At 70.7% G+C, this 25,527-nt stretch carries 25 protein-coding genes and 1 pseudogene; 15 read left to right on the top strand and 11 right to left on the bottom strand.

Annotated elements, in window-relative coordinates; genetic code table 11:
- Window positions 1-153: 153 nt before the first annotated feature.
- From ACWC2B_RS26575 to ACWC2B_RS26585, 3 genes are all read left to right on the top strand, one after another.
- Entirely contained in the window at window positions 154-822 is a 669-nt protein-coding gene (locus ACWC2B_RS26575) for a TetR/AcrR family transcriptional regulator (RefSeq protein WP_450720753.1), read from the top strand.
- Window positions 823-1,090: 268 nt separating this feature from the next.
- Window positions 1,091-3,571: a beta-glucosidase gene (locus ACWC2B_RS26580; protein WP_450720755.1), complete on the top strand. Its 2,481-nt coding sequence runs from the start codon at window positions 1,091-1,093 to the stop codon at window positions 3,569-3,571.
- Between the two features lie 75 nt (window positions 3,572-3,646).
- Entirely contained in the window at window positions 3,647-4,300 is a 654-nt protein-coding gene (locus tag ACWC2B_RS26585; protein ID WP_450720835.1) for a DedA family protein, read from the top strand.
- Between the two features lie 93 nt (window positions 4,301-4,393).
- Here the strand turns inward: ACWC2B_RS26585 and ACWC2B_RS26590 are convergent, their stop codons facing one another.
- Entirely contained in the window at window positions 4,394-4,837 is a 444-nt protein-coding gene (locus ACWC2B_RS26590) for an SRPBCC family protein (protein ID WP_450720757.1), read from the bottom strand.
- Between the two features lie 106 nt (window positions 4,838-4,943).
- Here ACWC2B_RS26590 and ACWC2B_RS26595 point away from each other — a divergent pair, with 106 nt between their 5' ends.
- Together ACWC2B_RS26595 and ACWC2B_RS26600 are read left to right on the top strand one after the other, a co-directional pair.
- Window positions 4,944-5,474, top strand: coding sequence for a gamma carbonic anhydrase family protein (locus ACWC2B_RS26595; protein WP_450720759.1), 531 nt, complete (start codon window positions 4,944-4,946; stop codon window positions 5,472-5,474).
- Window positions 5,475-5,557: 83 nt separating this feature from the next.
- On the top strand, window positions 5,558-6,301 hold the full coding sequence (locus ACWC2B_RS26600; protein ID WP_450720761.1) for an acyltransferase: 744 nt from the start codon (window positions 5,558-5,560) through the stop codon (window positions 6,299-6,301).
- Between the two features lie 26 nt (window positions 6,302-6,327).
- Here the strand turns inward: ACWC2B_RS26600 and ACWC2B_RS26605 are convergent, their stop codons facing one another.
- Window positions 6,328-7,194 (bottom strand): EamA family transporter, encoded by an 867-nt coding sequence (locus ACWC2B_RS26605; protein WP_450720763.1) that lies wholly within the window; start codon window positions 7,192-7,194, stop codon window positions 6,328-6,330.
- A 132-nt stretch (window positions 7,195-7,326) separates the two neighbouring features.
- On the opposite strand from ACWC2B_RS26605, the gene ACWC2B_RS26610 reads away from it, so the two are divergent.
- Window positions 7,327-7,899 carry a helix-turn-helix domain-containing protein gene (locus ACWC2B_RS26610; RefSeq protein WP_450720765.1) on the top strand — a complete coding sequence of 191 codons (573 nt, stop codon included), beginning with the start codon at window positions 7,327-7,329 and terminating at the stop codon, window positions 7,897-7,899.
- A gap of 499 nt (window positions 7,900-8,398) precedes the next feature.
- Here the strand turns inward: ACWC2B_RS26610 and ACWC2B_RS26615 are convergent, their stop codons facing one another.
- Window positions 8,399-8,611 (bottom strand): hypothetical protein, encoded by a 213-nt coding sequence (locus tag ACWC2B_RS26615; RefSeq protein WP_450720767.1) that lies wholly within the window; start codon window positions 8,609-8,611, stop codon window positions 8,399-8,401.
- A gap of 12 nt (window positions 8,612-8,623) precedes the next feature.
- Here ACWC2B_RS26615 and ACWC2B_RS26620 point away from each other — a divergent pair, with 12 nt between their 5' ends.
- The 3 genes from ACWC2B_RS26620 to fxsT all read left to right on the top strand — a co-directional run bounded on the left by ACWC2B_RS26620 (window position 8,624) and on the right by fxsT (window position 16,624).
- Entirely contained in the window at window positions 8,624-11,053 is a 2,430-nt protein-coding gene (locus tag ACWC2B_RS26620; protein ID WP_450720837.1) for an FxsB family cyclophane-forming radical SAM/SPASM peptide maturase, read from the top strand.
- Window positions 11,054-11,247: 194 nt separating this feature from the next.
- Complete coding sequence (locus ACWC2B_RS26625) at window positions 11,248-12,657, top strand: TIR-like protein FxsC (protein WP_450720769.1); 1,410 nt, start codon at window positions 11,248-11,250, stop codon at window positions 12,655-12,657.
- Window positions 12,650-16,624 carry an FxSxx-COOH system tetratricopeptide repeat protein gene (gene fxsT, locus ACWC2B_RS26630; RefSeq protein WP_450720771.1) on the top strand — a complete coding sequence of 1,325 codons (3,975 nt, stop codon included), beginning with the start codon at window positions 12,650-12,652 and terminating at the stop codon, window positions 16,622-16,624. The genes ACWC2B_RS26625 and fxsT overlap by 8 nt, the downstream gene beginning before the upstream one ends.
- Before the next feature lie 114 nt (window positions 16,625-16,738).
- On the opposite strand, the gene ACWC2B_RS26635 is transcribed toward fxsT, so the two are convergent.
- From ACWC2B_RS26635 to ACWC2B_RS26655, 5 genes are all read right to left on the bottom strand, one after another.
- A complete protein-coding gene (locus tag ACWC2B_RS26635) occupies window positions 16,739-17,602 on the bottom strand; it encodes an alpha/beta fold hydrolase (RefSeq protein WP_450720773.1) in 864 nt (287 codons plus the stop codon).
- Between the two features lie 100 nt (window positions 17,603-17,702).
- Window positions 17,703-18,110: a CoA-binding protein gene (locus ACWC2B_RS26640; RefSeq protein ID WP_450720839.1), complete on the bottom strand. Its 408-nt coding sequence runs from the start codon at window positions 18,108-18,110 to the stop codon at window positions 17,703-17,705.
- A 107-nt stretch (window positions 18,111-18,217) separates the two neighbouring features.
- A complete protein-coding gene (locus tag ACWC2B_RS26645; protein WP_450720775.1) occupies window positions 18,218-18,625 on the bottom strand; it encodes a hypothetical protein in 408 nt (135 codons plus the stop codon).
- A 42-nt stretch (window positions 18,626-18,667) separates the two neighbouring features.
- The gene (locus tag ACWC2B_RS26650) at window positions 18,668-19,072 is read right to left on the bottom strand and encodes an STAS domain-containing protein (protein ID WP_450720777.1); all 405 of its coding nucleotides are present in this window, start codon (window positions 19,070-19,072) and stop codon (window positions 18,668-18,670) included.
- Window positions 19,073-19,255: 183 nt separating this feature from the next.
- Window positions 19,256-19,909, bottom strand: coding sequence for a type III effector protein (locus ACWC2B_RS26655; RefSeq protein ID WP_450720779.1), 654 nt, complete (start codon window positions 19,907-19,909; stop codon window positions 19,256-19,258).
- A gap of 127 nt (window positions 19,910-20,036) precedes the next feature.
- On the opposite strand from ACWC2B_RS26655, the gene ACWC2B_RS26660 reads away from it, so the two are divergent.
- From ACWC2B_RS26660 to ACWC2B_RS26675, 4 genes are all read left to right on the top strand, one after another.
- Complete coding sequence (locus ACWC2B_RS26660; RefSeq protein WP_450720781.1) at window positions 20,037-20,468, top strand: Hsp20/alpha crystallin family protein; 432 nt, start codon at window positions 20,037-20,039, stop codon at window positions 20,466-20,468.
- Window positions 20,469-20,584: 116 nt separating this feature from the next.
- Complete coding sequence (locus ACWC2B_RS26665; RefSeq protein WP_450720783.1) at window positions 20,585-20,980, top strand: DUF2267 domain-containing protein; 396 nt, start codon at window positions 20,585-20,587, stop codon at window positions 20,978-20,980.
- Window positions 20,981-21,044: 64 nt separating this feature from the next.
- The gene (locus ACWC2B_RS26670; RefSeq protein ID WP_450720785.1) at window positions 21,045-21,479 is read left to right on the top strand and encodes a DUF2267 domain-containing protein; all 435 of its coding nucleotides are present in this window, start codon (window positions 21,045-21,047) and stop codon (window positions 21,477-21,479) included.
- Between the two features lie 127 nt (window positions 21,480-21,606).
- Entirely contained in the window at window positions 21,607-21,882 is a 276-nt protein-coding gene (locus ACWC2B_RS26675) for an isoamylase early set domain-containing protein (RefSeq protein WP_450720787.1), read from the top strand.
- Window positions 21,883-21,897: 15 nt separating this feature from the next.
- On the opposite strand, the gene ACWC2B_RS26680 is transcribed toward ACWC2B_RS26675, so the two are convergent.
- The 3 genes from ACWC2B_RS26680 to ACWC2B_RS26690 all read right to left on the bottom strand — a co-directional run bounded on the left by ACWC2B_RS26680 (window position 21,898) and on the right by ACWC2B_RS26690 (window position 24,822).
- Window positions 21,898-22,845, bottom strand: coding sequence for an NmrA/HSCARG family protein (locus ACWC2B_RS26680; protein ID WP_450720789.1), 948 nt, complete (start codon window positions 22,843-22,845; stop codon window positions 21,898-21,900).
- Window positions 22,846-23,597: 752 nt separating this feature from the next.
- On the bottom strand, window positions 23,598-24,068 hold the full coding sequence (locus ACWC2B_RS26685; RefSeq protein WP_450720791.1) for a universal stress protein: 471 nt from the start codon (window positions 24,066-24,068) through the stop codon (window positions 23,598-23,600).
- Window positions 24,069-24,264: 196 nt separating this feature from the next.
- On the bottom strand, window positions 24,265-24,822 hold the full coding sequence (locus ACWC2B_RS26690; protein ID WP_450720793.1) for a hemerythrin domain-containing protein: 558 nt from the start codon (window positions 24,820-24,822) through the stop codon (window positions 24,265-24,267).
- Between the two features lie 242 nt (window positions 24,823-25,064).
- On the opposite strand from ACWC2B_RS26690, the pseudogene ACWC2B_RS26695 reads away from it, so the two are divergent.
- Together ACWC2B_RS26695 and ACWC2B_RS26700 are read left to right on the top strand one after the other, a co-directional pair.
- Window positions 25,065-25,259 (top strand): annotated as a pseudogene (locus ACWC2B_RS26695) (CBS domain-containing protein); the annotation flags it as partial.
- 25 nt (window positions 25,260-25,284) lie between these two features.
- Entirely contained in the window at window positions 25,285-25,500 is a 216-nt protein-coding gene (locus ACWC2B_RS26700) for a hypothetical protein (protein WP_450720795.1), read from the top strand.
- Window positions 25,501-25,527 lie beyond the last annotated feature (27 nt).

Raw genomic sequence — 25,527 nt, forward strand, 5'->3', positions numbered from 1 at the left:
TCCTCGCTGGTGGGGACCTCGCGATGTTGACGACGCTAACACAGGACGTAATCAGTCTTTACGTAGACGGCGGGGTTCCGACTGAAGGGCTGGCTGGATTTTCGCAGCTCACGGCCGTTAGCGGGGTGTGCGTGAACTGTTAGCATTCGTTGCATGAGTACGGCGAGAGAGCGCATTTTGTCCGCTACGCACGAGCTGCTCCGGTCGCAGAGTGCGGAGGAGATCTCCACGCGTGCGATCTGCGCGAAGGCCCAGGTGGGGGCTCCGGAGATTTCCCGGCAGTTCGGGGGGAAGCAGGGGCTCCTGGCGGCGACGGCCGACGAGGGGTTCGAGAGGTTTCTGGCGGGCAAGCGGCGCAATCCCCGGACGGCGGATCCTGTGGCGGATCTGCGTACGGCGTGGGACAGCCACACGGTGTTCGCGCTGAAGAACCCCCATCTGTACCGCTTGATGTTCACGCCGGTGGGGGAGCCGAAGCCGCAGGCCGTGAAGGAGGCGAAGGCGTTGCTGCTGGCGGCGCTGGAGCGGTGTGCGGCGGTGGGGCGGCTGCGCATGACGGTGGAGGCGGCCGGTCAGGCGGTGCTCGCGTCGAATGTGGGGGTGTGCCTGATGATCCTGACGTTTCCGGATCTTTTCGGTGATGAACAGGTGTCGCACGTGGTGCGGGATGCGGTGATCGGCCAGGTGACGGGAGAAGCCGAGGAGGACTGCCGGCTCGGGCAGGCGGCCGTGCTGGCGCGGGCTCTCGCGGGAACGCTGACGGGGACGGTCACGGTGGAGGACGAGGTGGTCGCGGCGGTGGCGCGGTCGCTCGGGGGATGATTCTTGTCGGTGGTGTGTGGGGCCCTGTCCGTGCGGGACGGGGCTCTTTTGTTGCCGGCCGGGACACCTTGTCCATTCCCGACGGCCGCCCCGTTCACTCTCGTTGACTCTTCCACCGGACGGTCCTAGGTTTCCCGGCGCCTCGTGGCGCCTGACGGGTTGTCAACTCGGTCGTGACGCATAGTGCGTTCACAGGTCGAACGCCGGCCCGCCGCCTTTTGTGCCGCGGTCCACCACGTCGTGCCCGCACACAAAGGAGTGACGGTCCATGTCCGACACCGTTTCCCGAAGGTCAGCACTGCGTCTGCTCGGCGGCGCCGTAACGGTCGCGGCGACCGCGACCGGCACCCTCGCCAACTCCGCCCGCGCGCTCTCCGACACCCCGGCCTCCCGCCGGGTGGAAGCGCTGACCGCCCGCCTCACCCTGGACGAGAAGATCGGCCTCCTGCACGGCGCCGACGACCCCAGGAGCCTCGGCCAGGCCGGCTACGTCCCCGGTGTGCCGCGGCTCTCGATCCCCCCGCTCAGACTCGCCGACGGACCGGCGGGCGTCCGCGTCACCGCCCACGCGACCGCGCTGCCGGCTCCCGTGCTCCTCGCCTCCGCCTTCGACCCCGCGCTCGCCCGCGAGTACGGCGAGGTCATCGGCCGCGAGGGCCGAGCCCTTGGCCAGGACGTCCTGCTGTCGCCCATGGTCAACCTGATCAGGACCCCGTACGCCGGACGCAACTTCGAGACCTTCTCCGAGGACCCGCTGCTTGCCGCGGACCTGGTCGCCGCGGAGATCGACGGCATCCAGAGCCAGGGCCTCATCGCCACCGTCAAGCACTTCGCCCTGAACAACCAGGAGAAGGACCGCACGTCCATCGACGTGCGGATCGCCGAACAGCCCCTGCGCGAACTCGAACTCCGCGGCTTCGAAGCCGCCGTCGCCGCCGGGGCGGGCGCCGTGATGGGCGCGTACAACAAGGTCAACGGGACCTTCGCGTGCGAGAACAAGCCAATTCTCACCGACATCCTGCGCAACGGCTGGCACTTCGACGGCTGGGTCATGACCGACTGGTTCGCCGCCCACAGCACCGTCGCCGCCCTCACCGCCGGGCTCGACATGGAGATGCCCAGCGGCAACTACTTCGCCGCCGCGCTCAAGAAGGCCGTACTCGACGGCAGCGTCCCCGAGGCGCTCGTCGACCGTTCCGTACGCCGCGTCCTGTCCGTCATGGACCGGTTCGGGCTGCTCGACGGGAGCGCTCCCGCCCGGCCCGGCCGCGACCCGCGGGCCGGTGCGCGGACCGCGCTCAAGGTCGCCAAAGCAGGCGCCACCCTGCTCCACAACCGGCACGCCACCCTCCCCCTCACCGGCCGCGCCGCCCGCGGCATCGCTGTCATCGGGCCCACCGGAACCATCCCGTTCGTCAGCGGCGGCGGCAGCGCCCACGTCGTACCCGATCACGCGCAAAGCCCGCTCGACGCGCTCAGAGCCCGGGCCGGCCACGGCGCCCGGGTCGGTTACGCACTCGGCGAGGACCTCTTCGGCAAGCCGCTCCCCGGCACCTCCGCGGGCGCCGACTTCGAGGGCCAGCACGTCGCCCCGGGCGCCACCTGGACGTACGACGGCACGCTCACCGTGGCCGAGGACGACGAGTGGACCTTTCACATCCACTACTCCGGCGACCGCCCCAAGGTGTTCCTCGACGGCACCGAGCTCTTCCCGCCGGCGCCCGGCCTCGGCGAGTTCTTCACCGGGGGACTCATCGGCGCCGCACCCGACGGGCTCACCGTCCGCCGCGGCACCCTGAACCTCACCGCCGGGGAACACCGGCTCACCATCACCGCCAAGGGGCGCGACAAAGGCCAGCTCTTCCGGCTCCGGCGCACCACCGGAGCCACCCGCGCCGTCGACGTGGCCGACGCGGTGCGTGCCGCCCGCGCCGCCGAGAGCGTCGTCCTTTTCGCGTACGAGGACGCCACCGAGGGCGCCGACCGCACGACCCTCGGCCTGCCCGGCCACCAGAGCGAGCTGATCGAAGCGGTCGCGGCCGCCAACTCCCGCACCACCGTGGTGCTCAACACCTCGTCGTGCACCACCATGCCCTGGCTGGACCGCGTCGGCGCCGTACTGCAGATGTACTACCCGGGCCAGGAGGGCGCCGAGGCCACCGCGGCCGTCCTGTTCGGAGACTGCGACCCCGGCGGCCGGCTCACTCAGACCTTCCCCGTCTCCGACGACCGGCACCCGGTGGCGGGGGACCCCCGCCGCTACCCCGGCGTGGACGGCACCGAGGAGTACTCCGAAGGCATCCACCTCGGCTACCGCTGGTACGACGCCGAGGACGAGGAGCCGCTCTTCCCCTTCGGACACGGCCTCTCGTACACGAGGTTCGAGTACGCGGAACTGAGCGTGGTGCCCGACGGCGACGGCCTCGCGGTCGGCTTCACCGTCCGCAACACCGGCCGCCGCACCGGCACCACGGTCGCCCAGGTCTACCTCGGCCCCTCACCCGACCTCCCCCTCGACCAGGCGCGCCGCGCGCTGGCCGGCTACCGCCGCTTGGAGTTGGAGCCCGGCCGCGAGCAGCGCGTGACCGTACGCGTCTCCGCCCGCTCGCTGTCCTCGTGGGACCCGGAGCGGCACGGCTGGGCCCTCGGCACCGGAACCCGCGAGGTGAGCGTCGGCGTCTCGGCACGCGAACAGCACCTCGTCGGCCATGGCCGGGTCCGACCGCGCGCAGCGGCCGGCCGGCCCTGACCGGGTAGGCTTCCCGGCGTGCGCCAGGGGGGCGCACGCCGGGCTCCGGCCCGGTACGAGCGGGAGGAAGCGGCGTTGCACATCCAGGAGTGGCTGGAGAACATCCCCGCCGTCAGCGTCTATCTCCTGGTGGCGCTGGTCATCGGGATCGAAAGCCTCGGGATCCCGCTGCCCGGCGAGATCGTCCTGGTCAGTTCGGCACTGCTCGCCTCACAACAGGGCCACATCAACCCGGTCGTGCTCGGCGCCTGCGCCACGGCCGGCGCGGTGATCGGCGACTCGATCGGCTACGCGATCGGCCGCAAGGGCGGCCGGCCGCTGCTCGCCTGGCTCGGCCGCAAGTTCCCCAAGCACTTCAGCGAGGGCCATGTCGCCATGGCGGAACGGTCCTTCCAGAAGTGGGGCATGTGGGCCGTCTTCTTCGGCCGCTTCATCGCCCTGCTCCGCATCTTCGCGGGCCCCCTCGCGGGCGTACTGCACATGCCGTACTGGAAGTTCCTCATCGCCAACGTGCTCGGCGGCATCTGCTGGGCGGGCGGTACGACGGCCGTCATCTACTACCTCGGCATCGTCGCCGAGTCCTGGCTGAAGAACTTCTCGTACCTGGGTCTTGTGGCCGCGCTGCTGATCGGCGTCGTCTCGATGCTGGTGGTCAAGAACCGGGCGAAGAAGTCGATGGCGGAGGCCGAGGCCAAGTCCGCGCCGGATCAGGTGCCCGCCGCGGACTGATTGCTTCCGCCTGCAGTGGGTCGGCTGCGAGCCGTCGGGGCTGGTCGCGCGGTTCCCCGTGCCCCTGGGGGCGACGGCCTCCAGCCGCGGCTCTCAGGGGGTGCGGTCCCGCAGCAGTACGTTGATGGCCCGGCCGAACACCACCCGCCCCACCCTCGCCGTCAACCCGTCCAGCGCGCGCGGCAGTCCGCGTACGCGGAGGTCCTCCCGCCAGATCACGTACGACCCCGGCCCGGACCCGCCCACCTCGATCTCGGCCCAGCCCGTGATGGCCCGTCCGCGTTTTTCCAGGCGGCACACGCCCGGCCCGCTCTCGCTCGGCGGCTGCCAGCGCGCGATCTCCATCCGGTCGTCGAAGCCGAGGGGGCCGAGCCCGGTGCGGGCCACGAAGACCGTGCCGATGCCGGACGGTGGCGCGGTGTGCACGGCGATCCGGGTCAACGGGACGCTGTCGCCGTGCCGTTCCCATGCGGTGAGCCGTCGCCACGCCTCGGCGGGGGCGAGACGGGTGCGGCGGTCGATCCGGAAGAGTGCCATCGCGTGATCGTAAGCGGCCCCCCGGCCGAGCGGGCTCAGGCGCGGTCGCTTAGCGTGACACCCGGCGCGATGGAATCCCTCTCAGGGTCCGTACAAGGAGTGGCGCATGGCAGAGCAGGCGTTGGTCGTGGCAGTGGGCGGCAAGACGCCCGAGATCGCCCCGACCGCATTCACCGCACCCACCTCCGTGGTGCTCGGCGAGGTCACCCTCGGGGCGGGCGCGAGCGTCTGGTACCACGCGGTCCTGCGGGCCGACTGCGGGCCGATCGTCATCGGCGCCGAGAGCAACATCCAGGACAACTGCACCGTGCACGTGGACCCGGGCTTCCCGGTGACCGTCGGCGAGCGGGTCACCGTCGGGCACAACGCGGTGCTGCACGGCTGCACCGTCGAGGACGACGTGCTGGTGGGCATGGGCGCCACGGTTCTCAACGGGGCCCGGATCGGCGCCGGTTCGCTGATCGCGGCACAGGCCCTGGTGCCGCAGGGCATGATCGTGCCGCCCGGCTCCCTGGTCGCGGGCGTACCGGCGAAGGTGCGGCGCGAGCTGACCGACGAGGAGCGCGAGGGGATCAAGGTCAACGCCCTGATGTATCTGGGCCTGACCGAGGACCACCGCACGGCGCACGGCGGCTGAGCGGCTGAACCGCCGAGACTCTGAGCGGAAGATCACAGGCGTCGGCCCTGATCGGCCGGGTCGGCGATGAGTACCGTGTGCGGGTGCCCAAGAACAGAAACACGTTCTCATCGCTGACCGCCTGGCGGCGCAGGATCGCCTCCCGCGCTGTCCACGGCGGCTGGGGCTGGATCAAGGAGGCAGGCGCGGTCACGGCCGAACACCCGGGGAAGCTGCGCTTTCGCCGGATCGGCTCCGGAACCCGCCTCGCCTTCCCGCAGGGCACGGTCTTCGGTGAGCCCTGGATCGAACTGGGCGACCACTGCATCATCGCCGAACAGGTCACCCTCACCGCCGGGATGATGCCCGGCCTCGACCTCGGCGCCGACCCGATACTGACCCTGGGCAACGGGGTCGTACTCGGCCGGGGCAGCCATGTCATCGCCGACACGACGGTCACCATCGGCTCGGACACGTACTGCGGCCCGTACGTCTACATCACCTCGACCAATCACAGCTACGACGATCCGCACCAGCCCGTGGGCAAGCAGTGGCCGCGCATGGAGCCGGTCGAGATCGGCCCGGGCTGCTGGCTCGGCACGGGCGCCGTGGTGCTGCCGGGCGCCCGGCTGGGCCGCAACGTGGTCGTGGCCGCGGGCGCCGTCGTACGCGGCGAGGTGCCCGACCACGCGGTGGTGGCCGGGGCGCCCGCGAGGATCGTCCGCACCTGGGACGAGGAGAACGGCTGGCAGCCGCCCCTGCGCACGCCGGCACCGGTGCCCATCCCGGAGGGCGTCACCCCTCAACAGCTGCTCGCCATCGCGGAGTTGACGCCCGAAGAGGCTTGATCCGGGCGGGGTTTAGACACAGGCTCTCAGCCGGTCGCCAGCAGCACGGTGCCCACCAGGGCCAGGCCCGCGCCCGCCGCCTGCACCATCCGCAGTCGCTCCTTGAGGACCCCGCGCGCGGCGAGGGCCGTGACCACCGGGTAAAGCGAGGCGAGCACGGCCGCCATGGTGACGGGGCCCTGCTGGGCGGCGATCGAGTACGTGCCGTTGGCGGCCACGTCGGCGAGGCCCACGAAAGCCAGCGCGGGCAGCGAGAGCCAGACCAGGCGAAGGCCGCCGTCCTCGGGCAGCGCGCGGGCGCCGCGCCGCACCGAGACGAACAGGGCCGTGCCGCCGACGGCGACATTGGTGACGCGCTGCACGAAGAGCGCGAGGAAGAGCCCGGTGACGGTTGTGGAGGCCTCGGAGATCAGCGCCATCACCGCGCCGAAGCCGAAGGCGGCGAGCAGCGTGAGCAGGATGGCCTGGCGGCGCACGGCGGCGCCGCGGAACTCCGGGCCGCCCGCCAGCAGGATGCCCACCACGGCCACGGCGATGCCCGCGAACTGAAGGATGCCGGGGCGTTCGCCGAGGACGAGCCCGACGCCGACCGGCACCGCGACGCCCAGCGAGCCGAGCGGCGAGACGACGCCCATCGGGCCAAGCGCGAGGGCCTTGTAGAAGCTGAGCATGGCGACCGGCCCCACGGCGCCCGCCGCGACCGCGAACCAGAGCTGCGGGCCCGCCTCGTGCCGGCCGCCGGTGGCGACGACGACCGCGCCGAGGACGACCACGGCCACCGACTGCGAGGCCACCACGACGGTCAGCGCGGGTATGCGCCGGGTGAGGAGCCCGCCGCCGAAGTCGGCCAGGCCCCACAGGAGGCTGGTGGCCAGGGCGAACAGTGCTGTCATGAGGGAGCCTCGCAGTACAGTGCAGTGATGCAGAGGATTCAGTGGGGTGCACTTCACCGTAGTGCAATATATTGAACTCTGTCATCAAAAATATTGGCTGGCCTCTCCGGGGGCCCACCTCATGGACGGAATGTGTCGGACCTCGAACTGCTGACCCAGTCACTGGCCCGCAACGTCAAGCGCTGGCGCAACGAGCGCGGCTTCACCCTGGACGCGCTCGCGACCCGCGCCGGGGTCAGCCGCGGCATGCTCATCCAGATCGAGCAGGCGCGGACGAATCCCAGCGTGGGCACCGTCGTGAAGATCGGTGACGCGCTCGGCGTGAGCATCACCACCCTGCTCGACTACGAGAGCGGCCCCAAGGTCCGCGTCGTTCCGCCGGAGCAGGTCGTCCGGCTCTGGTCCACGGAGCGGGGGAGCTACAGCGCGCTGCTCGCCGGGACCGAGGCGCCCGGCCCGCTGGAGATGTGGCAGTGGCACCTGATGCCGGGAGACAGCAGTGCTTCCGATCCGCATCCGGCGGGGACGTTCGAGCTCATCCATGTGACGGAAGGCACGCTGACCCTCGCGGTGGACGGCGTCGACCACTCCGTCCCGGCGGGTCATTCGGCATCGTTCGAGGCCAACGCGGCGCACACGTACGGGAATCAGGGCTCCGAGCCGGTCGTGATGACGATGGCGATCTCGGTCCCGTTCGAACGCTGAGACGCTCAACCGCCTTGCGAGTAGGGCCTGTTAGCGTTCGGGCCTTACGCTTGTCAGGGGGGTGGAACGGGGAGCCCGAGCCCGAATGTGAGCCGGTGTATGCCCCCGGGGCGCGCACCGTGATCGGTTCGACCTCGCGTTCTGGACGATTTTGGCCTTGTGCCTGGTGTTCAGGGCCGAGTCGGGTGGAGGCTGACTATCGTCACTCTCGCGACTGAGGGGGGCGACGAAAGCGGAGTTCATCTCGGACGAAACCACTCGTGCGAGTGGTTTTGGCGCCAACGCCGAACCTGGGCACGGGCCAACGCAGTTGTGGTGTCCCGGGGAGGCGGCAGTGGTCGGACCAGTCGCTCGTGGCGCATGAGCGCACATGGGCACGGCGTGCGGCCGAATTGCACGACGCAGGAAAAGCCCATGCAATGTTCTGTGAGCCGTGTTTCTGTGCAGTGATCCAGAAAGACCTTGCTGCGAAAACGGCGCGCTACGATCCGAAAGGCGCTCACGTGGAAGCTCTCGTCTCGGCGGCCGAACGGCCCGGCCCCGCCCCCCACAGGCCGGCCAGCAGGCGCTTGCCACTGGTGAAGCGGGCAGCGGCGCAGAGTGCCGGGAAGGTTCCGGCGAGCCTGACCAGGGTGATGACAGCGGGCGGGAGCCCCGGCGTTCCCGGTACGTCCGCCTTCCAGTCGGCGCTCTGACGGGCGGAACGACTCACCCCATGGACGGGATGGACGGGACCCACCGGCCGAATCAGCCTGCCCTGTCGCAGTTCGTGCTGAAGGTGCACAGCCGCTGCGATCTGGCATGCGATCACTGTTACGTCTACGAACACGCGGACACGAGCTGGCGCGGGCGCCCCCGGGCCGTGTCGGAGGAGATCCTCGCCCAAGTGGCGAACCGCATCGCCGAACACGCCAGGCGCCACCAACTCCCCATGGTCCACGTCGTTCTGCACGGCGGCGAGCCGCTGCTCGCCGGGCCCGACCGGATCCGGCGCGCCGCCGAGGAACTCCAGCGGGCCCTGCACGGAGTGAGCGCCCTCGATCTGCGCATGCACACCAACGGTGTGCTCCTCGACGAGAAGTTCTGCGAGCTCTTCCTGGAACTCGGCATCAAGGTCGGGGTGTCCCTCGACGGCGACAAGGTCTCCAACGACCGTCACCGCCGGTATGCAGACGGCCGCAGCAGCCACGCCAAGGTGATCCGCGCGGTGGAACTGCTGAGCCGCCCGCGCTACCGGCGACTGTTCGCCGGCCTCCTGTGCACCATCGACGTCGAGAACGACCCGGTCGCCGTCTACGACGCCCTCGTCGAACTCTCGCCGCCCCGCATCGACTTCCTTCTCCCGCACGCCACTTGGGACACCCCGCCGCCCCGCCCCGGCGGCGCGGCCACGCCGTACGCCGACTGGCTCGACGCGATCTACCGGCGCTGGGACGCGGCGGGCCGCCCCGTGCCGGTCCGCATCTTCGACTCCGTGCTGCGCACCCTGCGGGGCGAGAGCAGCCTCACGGAATCGCTCGGACTCGCCCCGGCCGACCTCGTCGTCATCGAGACCGACGGCACCTTCGAGCAGGCCGACAGCCTCAAGACGTCGTACGACGGGGCCCCGGCCACCGGTATGGACGTCTTCACGCACTCCCTCGACGACGTGCTCCAGCACCCCGGCATGCTGGCCCGCCAGCAGGGCGTCGAGCAGCTCTGCGACCAGTGCCGGAGCTGCCCGGTCGTCCAGTCCTGCGGCGGCGGCCTCTACGCCCACCGCTACCGCACGGGCAACGAGTTCGACAACCCCTCCGTGTTCTGCCCCGACCTGCTGGCACTGGTCACCACCATCCGAGACCGGGAGGCGGCCGTGCCCGCACCGATGCCGACACCCGCCGAACTGCCCCTGGAACAGGGAGACTTCGACGCGCTGGCCGCGGGCTTCGGTGGGGCGGACACCGTCACGCGCCTCGCGGCGGCCCAGCTGGAGATCAACCAGGACCTGCTCGCCGCCGTCAGCGAGCACATCGCGCTCTCCGACCGCGAGGGCGCCGAGGCATGGGAGCTCCTGACCCACCTGGACGCCGAGGTGCCCGACGAACTCGACGCGGTCCTCGCCCACCCCTACACCAGGCCGTGGGCCCTGAGCGTGCTCGAAGGCCGGGCCGCGCCCGCGGGCGGCCTCGCCGAGATCGCGGCCGCCACGGTGCTGCGGGCCCGCCTCGGCCAGCGCGTCACGGTGCCGCTGCGCGGCGGGTCCCTGCGACTGCCCGGGCTCGGCAGCGTACGGCTCGACGGCGGGACCGCACACGCCGAAGTGGCCGCGGGCTCCGACGGGTTCACGGTGCGGGCCGGGTCCCGGCGGCTCGACATCGGCTGGCACGAAGGCCTGGACGGGCCGACCCCGCACTGGCACCCCGTGCGCCTCTTCGACGGCGAGGGCTGGACCGTGGCCATCGAGGACACCGACCCGCTGCGGGACTGCCACAAGTGGCCCGTCTCCGAGCGGCTCGCGGCCGACGAGGCCAAGCTGTGGGCCGAGGACCTGACCGGCGCCTGGTCCCTGATCCGCCGCGAACTGCCCGCCTACGCCGACGGCGTGGCCGCCGGACTGGGCCTGATCACCCCGTTGCACGCACCGGCCGGCACCAACGTCAGCGCCGCCTGCAAGGAGGCATGGGGTGCGATCGGAGCCGCCCGGCCCGCCTCGCCCGACCAGCTCGCGCTGTTGATCGTCCACGAGTTCCAGCACGTGAAACTCGCCGCGGTCCTGGACGCCGTCGACCTGTACGACCAGGCCGACCGGAACCTGTACTACGCCCCCTGGCGCGACGATCCGCGGCCGATCGGCGGGCTGCTCCAGGGAACGTACGCCCATATCGCGGTGACCGACTTCTGGCGGGTGCGTCGCGAGACCGCGCAGGGCGCCGGTGAACGCGGCTCGGCCGAGGCGCAGTTCGCCCGCTGGCGGCAGCAGACGGCGGAGGCCGTCGAGGAGCTGCTCGGCTCGGGATCCCTCACCGACCTGGGACAACACTTCGTCGGGAGCATGGGCGAGACGGTGCGCGGCTGGCGCGACGAACCCGTTTCGGGGGCCGCGCTGTCCGCCGCGGTCGGCTCCGCGGAGCGTCATCGCGCCGAGTGGAAGGCCCGCGTCGAAGCCACGCGCTGAGCGAATTCCCCATCGAATTGAGCGAATTCTCCCCCTAATTGGTTGATCCACTCGACGGGCGTCGCATGATTTCGGTCATGATCTGATCGAAAGTCCGCGAGTAGATCGACCAATGGGTTTGTTCGTTCTGTTCCGCCGGAGAATCCTCCGTTCCTACACTGAGGGCCCATCCACTTGGACCGGGGGAGACAGTGGTGCAGGGACCAGCGGGGACCGGGGGCGACGAGAAGAAGAGGGAGCCGTACTTCTTCCTCAGTTACGCGCACACGCCGAAGAGCGACCCCAAGGAGCGGAACCCCAACCTCTGGGTGGAGCGGTTCTTCCGGGACCTCTGCGCCCATGTGATGCAGCTGACGTCCCTGCCGGCCGGCAGCGCCGGGTTCATGGACCAGCAGATGCAGCCCGGCGAGGGGTGGCAGGAACGGCTCTCGGAGGCTTTGGCGTTCTGCAAGGTGTTCGTGCCGCTCTATTCGCCGCGCTATTTCCTCAGCGAACAGTGCGGCCGCGAGTGGTTCGCCTTCTCCAGCCGGGCCGCCGCTCAGAACCTCCGTAACAGCCACAACAACAGCAACCCCGTCACCGGGATCGTGCCCGCGCTGTGGGTCCCCGTGCCGACCCGACAGCTGCCGCAGCCCGCCGAGCGGCTCCAGTTCAACCACGCCACCTTCGGCGACGAGTACGCCGACGAGGGCTTCTACGGCCTCATCAAACTCAACTACCTGCGCGACCAGTACGAACGCGCCGTCTACCAGCTCGCCAAACGCATCGTGAGCGTCGGCCAGCAGATCCGCCTCGAAGCCGGTGACCCGCACCAGGACTACGCGAAGGTGCCGCCCGCCTTCGGTCCGACCGGCGAGCCCGCCCGCGAACTGGAGGTCTCCGTCCTGGCCTGCTCGCGCTCCACCCTCCCCACCGGACGCAGTCCGGACTGCTACGGATCCGAGGCCCTCGACTGGAACCCGTACCATCCGGCCTCGTCCAGACCGCTCGCCGACCATACCGTGGACGTCCTGCGCAGCCTGGACTCCACCGTGCACGTCCACCTCAGCGACTTCGAGGCCGAGCCCCAGCGGCTCCTCGACTCCGACCCGCCCACCGGGCCCGGTCTGCTGCTGCTCGACCGCTGGGCCCTGGACGCCCGGCACCGCCGCGACCTGATGACCCAGCTGTGCGCCTCGCCCCGGCCGTGGATCAGCGTCATGGTTCCGTGGAGCCAGGCCGACCCCCAAACCCGGTCGCGCGAGGAGGAGCTGTCGCGGCACACCGACGACGCGCTCGCCCCCCGGGTCGACGAGAGCCACGGACACCGCACTCCGAGCGCCGGACTGCCCACCCTGGACGCCTTCAGCAAGGCGATCCCGGGGGCCGTGAGGGCGGCGGTCAGACATTACGAGGCCCACGGGCCGACCTATCCACCGCCCGGAAGCGGCGGGCCGATGCCCCGGGTGCTTCCGGGCGGCCTCGGCTACGGCGTCAGCGGCCCGGGCGGCCGCGGTCCGAACATGGACGAGAGCCCGGACGAAGACACGGACGACCAGGACGACCAGGCCACGGACCAGGACAAGAACAACGGGGATAAGGCGGAGGGCTCATCAGATGACTGAGAACCGCAACGGGACCGTCGTCACGTTCTATTCGTACAAGGGCGGCACCGGACGGACCATGGCGCTGGCCAACTGCGCATGGATCCTGGCGGCCAACGGATACCGGGTACTGGCCGTCGACTGGGACCTGGAGGCGCCGGGACTGCACCGGTTCTTCCACCCCTTTCTCGACCTCGCCGACCTGGAGGCGACCCCCGGCCTGATCAACCTGATCACCGACTACCAGGACGAGGCCCGGCGCCCCGCCGACCGCGACCCCGACTGGCACCGCGACTACGCCCGGGTGCGCCCCCACGCCACCTCCCTGAACTGGAACTTCCCGCAGGGCGGCAGCCTCGACTTCCTCTCCGCCGGGCGGCGCAACCGCGACTACCCGTCCATCGTGGGGAAGATGGACTGGGACGACTTCCACGAGCGGTTCGGCGGCGGCCAGTTCTTCGACGCCATGCGCGACGACATGCAGCGCCACTACGACTACACCCTGATCGACAGCCGTACCGGCCTCAGCGACATCGCCGACATCTGCACCGTCCAGATGCCCGAAGTCCTCGTCGTCTGCTTCACGTTGAGCGACCAGAGCATCGACGGCGCCTCGGCGGTGGCCCGCGACATCGAGGAGCGCTACCACGAGCGGCGCATCCGCATCCTGCCCGTCCCGATGCGCATCGACGACGGCGAGAAGGAGAAGGCGGATGCCGGCCGGGCGCTGGCCCGCGAGAGCTTCCCCGGCTTCCCCAGCGGACTGAGCACCGAGGAACTCGGCAACTACTGGGGCACGGTGGAGGTTCCCTACCGCCCCTTCTACGCCTACGAGGAGATCCTGGCCACCTTCGGAGACGCGCCCAACGTCAGCAGCTCCATGCTCAGCGCCTGCGAACGGCTCACCTCAGTCCTCACCGGCGGCCTGGTGAACTCCCTGCCACCCATGGACGAGGCCGACCGCCTCACCCATGTCGCCGCCTACACCCGGCGCCGGCCCATGCCGCCGTCCAATGTGGTCCTCACCCATGTCGCCGAGGACCAGATGTGGGCGGACTGGCTGGTGCACGTGCTGACGGTCGGCGGCTTCCACGTCGTGCCGATCGAGGTACGGACGCCCCAATCGGCCACCGTGGAAGCCGAGTTCACCTCCGGCGCCGGATACCGCGTCATCCCCGTCGTCTCGCAGGCCTACCTCAACACCGAACGCGACCGGAGCTTCTGGGAGACCGGGGCCGGGCTCGACGCGGCGGGCGGGCGGCGCCAGATACTGCCGATCCGCGTCGGCGACGTACGGCTCGCCCCGCCGCTCAGCAGCCGCGGTCTCATCGACCTCGTACGCCTCGACGAGAACGAGGCGGGGGCCGCCGTGCTGCACGCGCTCGACCGGGCCGAGGCGGTCACCGCCCTGACGGCCGGACCGGCCGGGCCCCGCTATCCGGGCAGCGTGCCCAAGATCTGGAACGTACGGCCCCGGCACGCCTGGTTCACCGGCCGCACCTCCGTCCTAGAGAAGCTCCGCGACCAACTGCGGGGCGACGGCCGCTCCGCACAGCGCTTCCCACAGGTCCTGTACGGGCTCGGCGGCGTCGGCAAGACGCAGGTGGCCCGCGAGTACGCGCACCGCTTCCGCGCCGACTACGACCTGGTGTGGTGGATCGAGGCCGAGCAGCCCGACCGGGTGGTGTCCTCGCTGGCCGAGCTGGCCGCCGAGATGGACCTCAGGGCCGGCGACGTCGTGGCCGAGGCGGCCAGCGCGGCCATGCAGGCGCTGCGGCGCGGCGCGCCCTACTCCCGCTGGCTGCTGATCTTCGACAACGTCGAGGACCTCGACCGGGCCCTGAAACTCCTCCCGGAGGACACCGAGCCGATCTCCGGCGAGACGTACGGCCACATCCTCGCCACCTGCCGCAACAAGCCCGCCTCGACCAAGGTGGAGGCCCTTGAGGTCGAGGTCTTCACCCGCCCCGAGAGCGTCGAGCACCTGTGCCGCCGGGTCACCAAGCTCCCGGTCGCCGACGCCGACCGGGTCGCCGACGCCGTCGGAGACCTTCCGCTGGCGGTCGAGGTCGCGGCCGCCTGGCTCGCCGAGACCGCGACCCCCGTCGACGCCTATGTGGAACAGCTCAGGGAGCAGAGCACCAAGGTCCTCTCGCTCGGCAAGCCCGAGGACTACTCGGAGCAGATCGGCGCGACCTGGAACATCTCGATCAGCCGCCTGCGCGACGAATCCAAGGCGGCGGTACGGCTGTTGGAGCTCTGCTCGTTCTTCTCCGCCGAACCCATCTCGATGCGTCTCATCGGCAGCGACTCGATGTTCGAGTCCCTCCTGCCGTACGACCCCGACCTGCGCGAGCGGTACATGCTGGGCAAGGTCATCCAGACCCTGAACCGGTTCGCGCTCGCCAAGGTCGACCCGGCGGACAGCAGCATCCAGGTGCACCGGCTCGTCCAGGCCGCGGTGCGGGCCGGCCTCACCGATGAGGAGGTGGACACCGCCAAGCACGAGGTCCACCGGATCCTCGCCGAGGCCCGCCCCGTCGAGGGCGTCGACCGCGACAATCCCGTCAACGACCCCAAGAGCTGGCCCAGTTTCGAACTCATCTGGCCGCACCTCACCGCGTCGGGCATCGCCGACTGCGACGAGGAGAAGGTCCGCCAGCTCATGGTCGACCGCATCCGCTATCTGCTCAAGCGCGGTGAACTGGAGAGCGCCCGGGTGCTCGGCACCCAGCTCAACAAGGTCTGGACCCGCGAACTCGGCGAGAACGACCTCCAGACCCTCAACATCCGCTTCGAGCTCGCCAACGCGCTGCGCGCCCAGGGCAAGTACCAGGAGGCCCGGGCGATGGACGAGGACACCCTCGCCCGTCAGATCAGCGTCCTGCACAAGGACCACCCCAACGACGACCACCCCAGCATCCTCATCACCACCGGCAGTCTCGCCGCCGACCTGCGCGCGCTCGGCAGGTTCGACGAGGCCCTCACCCGCGACCTCAGGATCTACCACGGGCTGCGGCAGATCTTCGGCGAGAACCACCCGCGCACCCTGATCGCCGCCAACAACCTCGCCATCGACTACCGGCTCAGCGGCGACAGCGAGGCGGCCCGCAGGCTGGACGAGGAGACGGTGGAGCGCCGCAGCGCCTTACTGGGCGACGAGCACCCCTTCACCCTCACCACCAAGGGCCACCTGGCGCGGGACCTGCGCGAGAGCGGCGAGTACGCGGCCTCGGTGCAGGTGCTGCGCGAGGTGGTGTCGGCGTTCGAGCGGGTCCTGAACGCCGATGTGCCCGAGGCGCTGCGCACCGCCAAGAGCCTCGCGGTGTCCCTGCGCAAGGCGGGCCACCCGCACGAGGCGAAGCGCCTGACCGAGGAAACGTACAACCGCTACCGCGGCCGGTACGGGACCAAGGCGCCGGACGCCCTGGCCTGCTGTCTCAACCTGGCCGCGGACTTCTCGGCGACCGGCGACAAGCAGGCCGCCCTCGACCTCGCCGTCCAGGCCCTGGAGGGCTATCAGAGCACGCTCGGCGAGGAACACCCCTTCACGCTGGCCTGCCGCAACAACGTCTACATCTACCAACGCGGACTCGGCGCGGCGGAGGAGGCGGTGCGGGGCGGCGAGGACGTGCGGGCGGCGCTGGAGGAAGGCCTCGGCGCGCGCCACCCGTTCACGCTCTGCGCGGCGATCAACCTCGCCAACGCGTACGGCGACATGGGCCGTCCCGACCTCGCCGAACGCTGGGAACGGACCGCGCTCAAGGGCCTGTTGGAGCGGTTCGGGCCCACCCACCCCGATGTGCTCGCCTGCCGCTCCAACCTGGCGATCACCCTGCGGGCGGCCGGCCGCGAGGAGGAGGCCCAGCGGCTGCGGGCCTCCATCCTGGAACCGGCCGCGAAACAGTTGGGCGTGGACCATCCGATCGCCGAGGCGGCCCGCGCCTGGCGCCGGATCAACCGGGACCTGGAGCCGCAGCCGGTGTGAACCGCAGGGGGGTGCCCGGGCCCGAAGGCCCGGGCACTGCCCCGCACTTGGCCTGGGCTCCGGACATCGGGAGCCCGAGCGCCGCCCCGCGTCAGGCCAGCGGGATTCAGGCTTTCACCAAGTCGCCCAGCTCAGCACGCGGGTGAGCGCACGCAGCGCCCCGAAGTGCGCCGCGCCACGCTCGACGATCATCTGTGCGCCGGGGATCCGCTCGGCCAGCCAGCGGGTGTGCTGCACGGGCGCGAACACGTCCTGCTCGCCGTGCCACAGAAGTACCGGCGCGTGGATGTCCTCGATGCGGAACTCCCAGTCGGTGCTGAACGCCATCACATCGTCCACCCAGCCGTCGGCCGAACTGCGCAGCGCCTCCTCGAAGTTGCGCTCCAGCATGACCCGGATTCCGGCGTCGGCGACGATGCCCCGGTCCGGCTTGGGCAGCCCGTGCCGCATGTCGTTGACCGAACGCCGCGGATCGGCCCGGATCGTGATCGACCGCATCTCCAGAGAGGTCGTCAACTGCCCTTTCCCGGCAGCCGCGTTGATGTACTCCCGCACATTGGACTCGGTCATCCCCTCGAACCAGTCGAGCCCCTGGGCGTCGCGCGGCGCGAGCCCCACCAGTGCCGCGGCACGCGCCGTACGGTCCGGGAGGAGTGCCGCGCAGGCGAGCGCGTGCGGGGCGCCGCCGGACCGTCCGACGACCGCGAACTCGTCGATGTCCAGCGCGTCGGCGATCGCCTCCACATCGGCCGCCGCGTGTGCGACCCGCCGCCCCGGCAGCCGGTCCGAATCCCCGTACCCCGGCCGGTCGAACGTGATGAGACGGACGCCGAGGCGGTAGAGCACCGCACTGCGAGGCGCCGGGCCGAGCCGGCTCCCCGGCGTGCCGTGCAACAGGAACACCGGCCTGCCCTGCGGGTTCCCGTAGTCCTCGACCGCTAAGTCCCGCCCGTCCCTGGTACGAATCAGCTCCCCCAACTGGTGCCTCCCCGTAGGTCTGGTAGGCGACAGTATGAGCGTGTGCCATTCAGTGGTACATACCCGCACTCATCGAATGCGGGGCCGGAACCCGGCCCGCTCAGCCGAGCCGGGGGATCTCGATCGCCGGGCAGCGGTCCATGACCATGTCGACCCCGGCGGCCCGGGTGCGGCCGTACGCGTCCTGGTCGATGACCCCGAGCTGGAACCAGACGGCCTTGGCGCCGATGGCGACGGCCTGGTCGGCGACGGCCCCGGCGAGCTCACTGTTGACGAAGACGTCGACGACGTCGACCGGGAAGGGGATCGTATCGAGGGTGGGGTAGCCCTGTTCGCCGTGGACGGTCTCGGCTTTGGGGTGCACGGGCACGATGCGCTTGCCGTACCGCTGGAGCACGTCGGCGACGCCGTGGGCCGCCCGGCGCCGGTTGCTGGAGAGACCGACGACGGCCCAGGTGTCACCGGTGGCGGTGAGGATCTTGCGGATGGTTTCCTGCACGGACTGCACGGACTGCACGGACTGCACGGACTGCTCGGACTGCACGGGGGTCTCCTGGGGTGGGCGCCATCTGTGCCGGGGTAACGCGTAGAGCCGTCGAGGGCATTCCGGTGCCTCTACGGCGTCTCGCCGGTGACGTGCCCGGCCAGTCGCAGGCAGACCGACGGAAGCTCGGGGGCGCAGCGCGCCCAGTCGGAGGTGTCGATGCCGCCGACCACGCCCGCGGCCCACATCGTCGCCAACAGCCGGGTGGCGAACTCCTGTTGGTCGGCGGGGGCCGCGGGAGCCAGGCGGCGGATCGCTACGGTGGCCTGTTCGATCAGTGCGGGTTCCAGCAGCCAGCGGATGCCGACACCCGCCTCGATGAGAAACCCGCAGTACACGGACAGAAAGACGCGGGCGGTCCTGGAGTCCTGCTCCACCCCGGCACGGGCCTGCTCGGTGAACTGGGTGATCAGGGCCAGGTGGTCTCCGAGATGGCTCGCGGGGGTGCCGCGGCGAGGGCGTCCCGCCCCGTTGGTCATGATCCGCTCCCGGCTCGGCCTCGCGGTCGGTCTTCTTCGGTTTCACTCCTGACGCCGCTGGCGCGTCCGGCGGGGCTGTGTCCTCTGGTGCCGCTGGTCGGCCAGGGCCTGGTCCAGGGTGTCGTGCACGGTGAGTGCTTCGTCGACACCGGTCAGCCGCAGCACCGCACGCGGCCACCGTCCGCAGGCCACCAGATGGACGGCGACGCCCTGATCGGTCGCCCGGCGCCGGAAGTCCTCCAGTACGGCCACACCGGCCATCGTCAAGAACGGGGCCCCGGCCCAGTCCACGACAACCTTGCTCACACCGTTACGGGATTCCGGCTCCAGCCGGGTGCGGCACAACTCGTGCAGATCGGTACGGACCGACTCCGCGTTGCCGATATCCACTTCCGGGGGCAGCACCACGACCAGAGCGTCCTGCCTGCGGGAGATCCGAAGTGTCATCCCCGACCGCCTCCTCACGGCCAACTCGGCTACAGGTGAGGCCACTTCTCGGCTCGCCAGCATTATGACCGGCCCGCACCCGAGTTTCACCCCCGTTCTCGCCCTCCTGCGAAGCCGGATCGTTTCAGCTCAAGCCTCGCCCCGTGCCGCTCTCTCGCGGGGTTCTTCGGAGGCGGGCGGGGTTCAGGGGGGTGTGAGCCTGTCGAGTTGTGCTGCGAGGTCGGGGCGGGTGGGGGCCAGGTGGGGGCGGGTGGCGTTGAGGGGGCGGACGAGCTCGGCGGGATCGTCGTGGGCCAGGGCCGCGTGGAGCTGGCTGAGCGGGATGCGGGCCGCGGTGGGCAGGTCGGTGAGGGCGGTGATCTGGCCGGCGATGCTGCGCAGGGCGGCCGCGTTGCGGCGGGCCCAGGTGGCGGTGGCGCGTTCGGCGGCGCGGCGTTCCCGGGTGGCCTGGACGCGCTGTTCGCCGGTCGTTCCGGTGGGGCCGGGCCGGTTGCGCAGGTAGCGGCGCTCGGCGGCCTGGCGGCTGGCGACACCGAGGGGGTGGGCGAGGTCGGCCCAGCTGGCGCCCGCGTCGCGGGCGGTTTCGATCAGGCCGGTCTCCCATCCGGCGAGCTGCTCGCGCACCTGCCGCAGCAGCAGAAGCGAGGCGAGAGCCTGCTCCGGACCGACGTCCTGGGTCTCGGCAGTGCCGACTTGACTCTCGGCACTGCCGACGGCTTTGTGCCGGGCGGCATGCAGGGCGTCGTCTATGGCTCGCAGCGCTGCCGCGGCGGCGAGGAACGACGCCGGGCTCTGTGCGTCGGCGCCGGGTGATGCCGACTGGTCGGCCGGGGGCATGGACACCTCCCTCAGGTAGTCATCGTTTGGCTGACACCATGTTTGTCATCCATTGGATGACATGCTACAACGGATTCAGTGAAGCGCATTGGCAGCAACTGCCCGAACCTTCCGGAGGTGTATTCCGATGTTGATGCGCACCGACCCCTTCCGTGAGCTCGACCGCCTGGCGCAGCAGCTGGTGGGCCCCGGCACCTGGACACGGCCGTCGCCGATGCCGATGGACGCCTACCGCGAGGGCGACGAGTACGTGGTGGCCCTCGACCTCCCCGGCGTCAGCGCGGACGCGATCGACATCGACGTCGAACGGAACATGCTCACCGTCAAGGCCGAACGCCGACCCGTGGCGAAGAGCGACGACGTACAGATGGAGCTGTCGGAACGGCCGCTGGGCGCGTTCTCCCGCCAGCTCGTGCTGGCCGACACGCTGGACACAGAGCGCATCCAGGCCGACTACGACGCAGGCGTCCTCACCCTGCGCATCCCGATCGCCGAGCGCGCCAAGCCCCGCAAGATCGCCATCGGCGTCGGATCCGACCGCAAGGAGATCTCCGGCTGAGACGGCCGGACGGGCAAGGGCTGAACGCGGAGGACGGCTGACTGATCTCCCCTCTCAGTCGTCCTCCGCACCCCGCGCGCCGTGGCCCGTGGCCCGTGGAAGAGGAGGCAGCTGCCGTGACTGTGCGACGGGAAGTATTTCTCGACCATGTCAAGGAACGCGGCGAGTACGACACTGTGGCGGAAGCCGAACGCGCGGCCCGCGTGGTGCTCGCCCTGCTGGGCGCACACCTGGTCGGGGAGGTACGCGCCCAGCTGGCGGCGCGTCTGCCCGAAGGCTTCGCCCTGATCCTCCTCAACCCGCTGCAGAGCGCGGAGCCGCTCTCACCCGAGCGGTTCGTGCGGGCGACGGCCGCCTGGATCGAAGGGGCCACCGAACAGACCGCCGCGTGGGACGTCAGCGCCGTCCTCAGCACCGTCGCCGACGCCACCGGCGACGACCTCCTCAAGGAGATCCTGCTCCAGCTCCCCGCGGGCTACGACCTCCTCTTCGGCCGCCCCCAGCCAACCTGACCAACCCTGGTGACCGCACGCCGGCCACCACGACCTTGGTGACAGAAAGGGAACCACCGCAGTGATGTCCGACCAGAACGCGCCGACCCAGCAGCCCTGCGGGAGGGCGTACGAGCAGATGCTGGAGAAGGTCCGCTACGACGGCGCCTACCCCACGCGTGAGAGGGCCGACGAAGCCCTCCGCCTCGTCCTCGCGGGACTGGGACGCCAGCTGACCGGCGACGAACGTGTCGAACTGGCCGCCTGCCTGCCCCTGGAAGCCGCACGTGTCCTCACCGCCCAGATCCCCGACCCCCGGCCGCTGACCGGCTGGGCCTTCGTCAAGGATCTCGCCGTCCGCACCGGCGCCTCGCTGGCCACGACCCGCTGGGACACCGGGTCCGCCTTCTCCGCCGTCGCGGCTTACGCCGGACCCGACCTCCTGACCCGCATCCTTCAGCAGCTCCCTCCCGGCTACGCGCTACTGTTCGGCCGCGCCGAACTCACCACCGCCGCGTAGATCGCGACGTACGTGCCCGCGCGGGCGCGAACTGTTCCCGCTCAGGTTGGCGGTGTCGACATGCGGAGGGGGGTGGCGGAGAGCAGGATGGTGGCGCTCCCCATCCCCATTCCGGCAGGAGACACCCGTGCTCGAACGCAAGCAGCGCAAGGACCGGACCGAGGTCACCTTCGTCCTCCCGGCGGACACTCCGCCCGGGCCGGTCAGCGTGGTCGGTGACTTCAACGGCTGGAACCCCGGCGCCCACCCCCTCATGCCGCGGAAGGAAGAGGAGCGGGCCGTCACGGTCGCCCTTCCGAAGAAGACCAGCCACTCCTTCCGGTACCTGGCCGCCGGCGACTACTGGTTCAACGACGAGTCCGCCGACGGGCGGGAAGGCCTCAACAGCCGCCTGCACATTTGACGGCACTCGCAGTACTCAGTCCAGGTGGAACTTGTCCCTGTTCGCGGCCAGCCAGGTGGAGAAGTCCTGCAGGGCCGGGTTGAGGGCGCGTACGGCGTCGAGGTCACGGGCGCTGGTGAAACGGGCCTCGCAGTCGGCATAGAACTGGAACATGTTCCCGGCCTCGTCCGCGCCCGGGAAGCCGAGAGCGCGGAACGCGTCCGGCGTCAGAGGCCGGTAGCGGACCGGCTGGCCGAGCGATTCGGACATGGCCGCGGCCATCTCGGCGACGGGCAGGTGCTCGCCGGCGATGCTGACGGTGGCGGGGATGAAGTCGGTGCCGCGCTTGAGGATGGCGAGCGCCGTCTTGCCGATGTCGTCGACGGCGATGCCGGAGAGCCTGCTGTCGCCCATCGGGAGGTTCAGCTCGAACGTGCCGTCCTCGCCGCGCTGCGGTGCGAACGTGCCGAACAGGTTCTCCCAGTAGAAGGTGCTGCGCAGGAAAGTGGTCGGTACGCCGTCGTCGGTGAAGTAACGGTCGGCTTCCGCCTTGCCGTCGAAGTGCGGGACCTTGTACGAGCCCTGGAGCGTGGGCATCCGGTCGTCGTCCAGTGGAATGCACTCGCGGGTGTCCTCCAGGGTGGACCAGATGGCGTGCTGCACACCCGCCTGTGACGCCGCCCGAGCCAGGGCCGCCGCCTGGGCCTTCTCGTGCGCCGCGTCCATGTCCTCCCAGAAATTGGTCACCAGGTACGCCCCGTACGCGCCGTCGAGTGCCGCGACCAGGCTCTCCTCGTCATCCAGATCGGCCCGGACCACCTCGGCCCCCTGCTGTTCCAGCTCCTTGGCCCGGTCCGAGTCCGGTCGGCGGGTGACCGCGCGGACCGCGAAGCCGCTGTCCCGGTCCGCGAGGATGGCCCGGACGACGGAGCCTCCCTGGTTACCCGTCGCGCCGAAGACGGTGACGGTTCGCTGTTCGGTCATCGCGGGCACTCACTTCCTGTTTTCCTGGGGCGCCTTCCGCGCCCGGCCAGGCACATTCGGGGCACATTCGCTGGGGGAACCTATGCCCGCGGGGCCGACCCGACCGGCTGCCCGCGCCGACTCCCGCCCGGATGGACGTACCTTTCCCGGCGGCCGTCCGTGCGTGGTGCGGGCAGGGGAAGGCGCACAGGGCTGCGGTGAGGGTGATGCGCGCGGGGCAGGGAGCTCGGTCCACCGCCCTTCGGCCGACCGCCCTTCACGTGACCGGTTCCGGCGCCGGCACCGGCCCTGGAAGGGGCCCGGGCTGAGGATGCGGCTCGGGCCGCGGTGCGGGCGGCGGCTGGGGATCCGGTTCCGGCTGCGGCGGTGCCGGGGGAACCGGATCCGGCCCGCCGGGCGCGGGTACGGGACCTGGCACCGGCCCGGGACGCGGACCAGGGCCGGGGCCCGGCGCCGGAGTCGGGCTCGGCGGTACGGGATCGTTCGGCGGAGTCCCCATGGCGGCCCCCTTGAGGTCATGGGGCGCGGGGGCAGCCTGGACGGGCGGCGGCCGCGGCGGTTCGGGCACCAGTTCCGTGTCCGGCGCGGGCTTCGGAGCCGGCCGCGGTGCCTGGGGATCTTCCGGCCAGGGGCGAGTCGGAGGCGCCGGATGCGGATCCCCCGGGTCTTTGGGGAAGGGATGGGTGGGCGGGCCGGTGATCGAATTTGTCATGGTGCACGTCCGGTTGATCGTGAGTCGGCGGCACTGCTGGTCAGACACGGTCGGCGTCGTCGTCATCGCCGGTCGTGTCCGGGCGGACGATGACGACCGGACAGGACGCGTGTGTCGCGCACTGCTGGCTGACCGAGCCGAGCAGCAGGCTGGCGAAGCCTCCCCGGCCCCGGTTGCCGACGACCAGCAACTCGGCGCCGGCCGACGCTTCGATCAGCGCCTGCGCCGCGCCGCCCCGGACCAGGTGCTGTTCCATGGGTACGTCGCCGGTCTGGAGGACCACCTTCCGGATCTCGTCGTCCAGGTCTTGCCTTGCCAGGGTCTCGTCGAGCTCGGCGTCGACCGCCGGAGCGGACCAGCCCGCGGCGCCGGGTATGTCGTAGGCGGCGACCGCGTCGACCGTCGCCCCGATCAGACGGGCGTGCCTCACCGCCCACCGCAGTGCCTCGTACGAGGCCGGTGAGCCGTCGACGCCCACCACCACACGGGGAGTCGCACCGCTGGTGTCCATGGCCGTATTCCTCTGCTGACGATCTCGGTACTGCGGACCTCACTCACCGTCGTGCGCTCGGAGCCCCGTCCAACGGCCATCGCCCGCACGACGCGGTCCCGGTCGGTGAGCACATCGGCGAGGTCACGCTCCTCCATCACCAGGATGTCTCCGATGCCGACGTCCCGCATCCGGCGTGCCGGCTCACGCGGAGCGGCTACTTGCCGCGGCCGGTGACGAAGTCGCGGGCGCGGTCGACCAGGCCGATGCCTGGCGCGAGGAGCTTGTTGCCGGGAGGGCTGCTCGGGGTGCTGGGGTGCGGCCGGGTGGGGGCGAGCTTCTTCGCTGTGCGGATCTTGTCGCCCAGCTCTTCCAGGTCACCGGGCGGGCAGACGGCGCGCAGCCGGACGAAGAGGTTGTTCTCCTCGTCCCTGACGTGTGCTTCCACTTCGGTGCGGAGCTTGACGATGACGTGGTTGAACTGGGGATCATCGGCGGCCAGCCCCTCAAGGGACTTCAGGACCTCTTCGACCCGTCCGTGATCGGCGATCTCCTTGTCGGCGAGTGCGTCGCCGCCCGGCACGTACTTGCGCACCGCGGGGTACAGGTGCTGCTCTTCGGCCACCGAGTGCCGGACGAGTTCGATGGTCAGCTGGTCGGCCAGTCGCTTGCGCTCGTCGCTGCCCGGAGTGGCTTTCTCGATCTCCAGGAACAGGTCGTCGACCTCCCGGTGGTCGGTGGTCAGTTCGCTGATGACGTCTCCGCCGTGGCCCATGATCCAACCTTTCGTCGCGGGGGCGGCCGCCTCTTTGCCCGGCCGCACGGCGACGGGTTCCCGCCGACGGCGGTCGCTAACGGTCCACCCGTCGGGTTGAGCCGTACATGAGCGGGCCGGCGGGTTGATGTGCACCGGATGCCGTTATCCGGTGCGGTCAGGGGGCACCCATCCAGTGCCCGGGTCCCGCCGTTCCAGTGGCGGGACCGTACTCACAGGCGAGACAGAAGGAGTGCTGCGGGATGACGAAGGCTCGCGAGATCATGACAGCGGGTGCCCAGTGCATCGGAGCCAACGAAACGGTGCTCGACGCCGCGAAGAAGATGACCGAGCTGGGGGTCGGCGCCCTGCCGATATGCGGCACGGACGAACGGCTCAAGGGCATACTCACCGACCGGGACATCGTGGTGAAGGTCCTCGGCGCGGGCAAGGACCCCCGGACCGATTGACCAAGGGAGTGACATGACACGCCCCCAGCAGCACGACCACGACGACGACCAGGACTCCCGAGAGCCGCGCCCGGACACGGCGCTCGACGAGGTCCTCAAGGAGTTCGAGGAGGCCGAGACCCGCGATGTGGGCAAGCCGGAACCGGACGAGGACCCCCATGGCGGCAGCGGGGGAGGGGACGCCCTCACCCCGAACGAGGAGGCCCAGGAAAAAGGGGCCCGCGACTGAGAGCGGGACCACCTTCCGTCCCCCCAC

The organism is Streptomyces sp. NPDC001415, from assembly GCF_053597395.1.

Excerpts from the sequence above, each read along its gene's own strand:
- ACWC2B_RS26650 (WP_450720777.1), bottom strand. The coding sequence starts at position 19,072 with ATGACACTTCGGATCTCCCGCAGGCAGGACGCTCTGGTCGTGGTGCTG.
- ACWC2B_RS26620 (WP_450720837.1), top strand. The coding sequence starts at position 8,624 with ATGGACGGGACCCACCGGCCGAATCAGCCTGCCCTGTCGCAGTTCGTG.
- ACWC2B_RS26655 (WP_450720779.1), bottom strand. The coding sequence starts at position 19,909 with ATGCCCCCGGCCGACCAGTCGGCATCACCCGGCGCCGACGCACAGAGC.
- ACWC2B_RS26690 (WP_450720793.1), bottom strand. The coding sequence starts at position 24,822 with ATGGGCCACGGCGGAGACGTCATCAGCGAACTGACCACCGACCACCGG.
- ACWC2B_RS26700 (WP_450720795.1), top strand. The coding sequence starts at position 25,285 with ATGACACGCCCCCAGCAGCACGACCACGACGACGACCAGGACTCCCGA.
- ACWC2B_RS26645 (WP_450720775.1), bottom strand. The coding sequence starts at position 18,625 with ATGACCAACGGGGCGGGACGCCCTCGCCGCGGCACCCCCGCGAGCCAT.
- ACWC2B_RS26590 (WP_450720757.1), bottom strand. The coding sequence starts at position 4,837 with ATGGCACTCTTCCGGATCGACCGCCGCACCCGTCTCGCCCCCGCCGAG.
- ACWC2B_RS26605 (WP_450720763.1), bottom strand. The coding sequence starts at position 7,194 with ATGACAGCACTGTTCGCCCTGGCCACCAGCCTCCTGTGGGGCCTGGCC.
- ACWC2B_RS26685 (WP_450720791.1), bottom strand. The coding sequence starts at position 24,068 with ATGGACACCAGCGGTGCGACTCCCCGTGTGGTGGTGGGCGTCGACGGC.
- ACWC2B_RS26580 (WP_450720755.1), top strand. The coding sequence starts at position 1,091 with ATGTCCGACACCGTTTCCCGAAGGTCAGCACTGCGTCTGCTCGGCGGC.
- ACWC2B_RS26595 (WP_450720759.1), top strand. The coding sequence starts at position 4,944 with ATGGCAGAGCAGGCGTTGGTCGTGGCAGTGGGCGGCAAGACGCCCGAG.
- ACWC2B_RS26660 (WP_450720781.1), top strand. The coding sequence starts at position 20,037 with ATGTTGATGCGCACCGACCCCTTCCGTGAGCTCGACCGCCTGGCGCAG.
- ACWC2B_RS26575 (WP_450720753.1), top strand. The coding sequence starts at position 154 with ATGAGTACGGCGAGAGAGCGCATTTTGTCCGCTACGCACGAGCTGCTC.
- ACWC2B_RS26680 (WP_450720789.1), bottom strand. The coding sequence starts at position 22,845 with ATGACCGAACAGCGAACCGTCACCGTCTTCGGCGCGACGGGTAACCAG.
- fxsT (WP_450720771.1), top strand. The coding sequence starts at position 12,650 with ATGACTGAGAACCGCAACGGGACCGTCGTCACGTTCTATTCGTACAAG.
- ACWC2B_RS26670 (WP_450720785.1), top strand. The coding sequence starts at position 21,045 with ATGTCCGACCAGAACGCGCCGACCCAGCAGCCCTGCGGGAGGGCGTAC.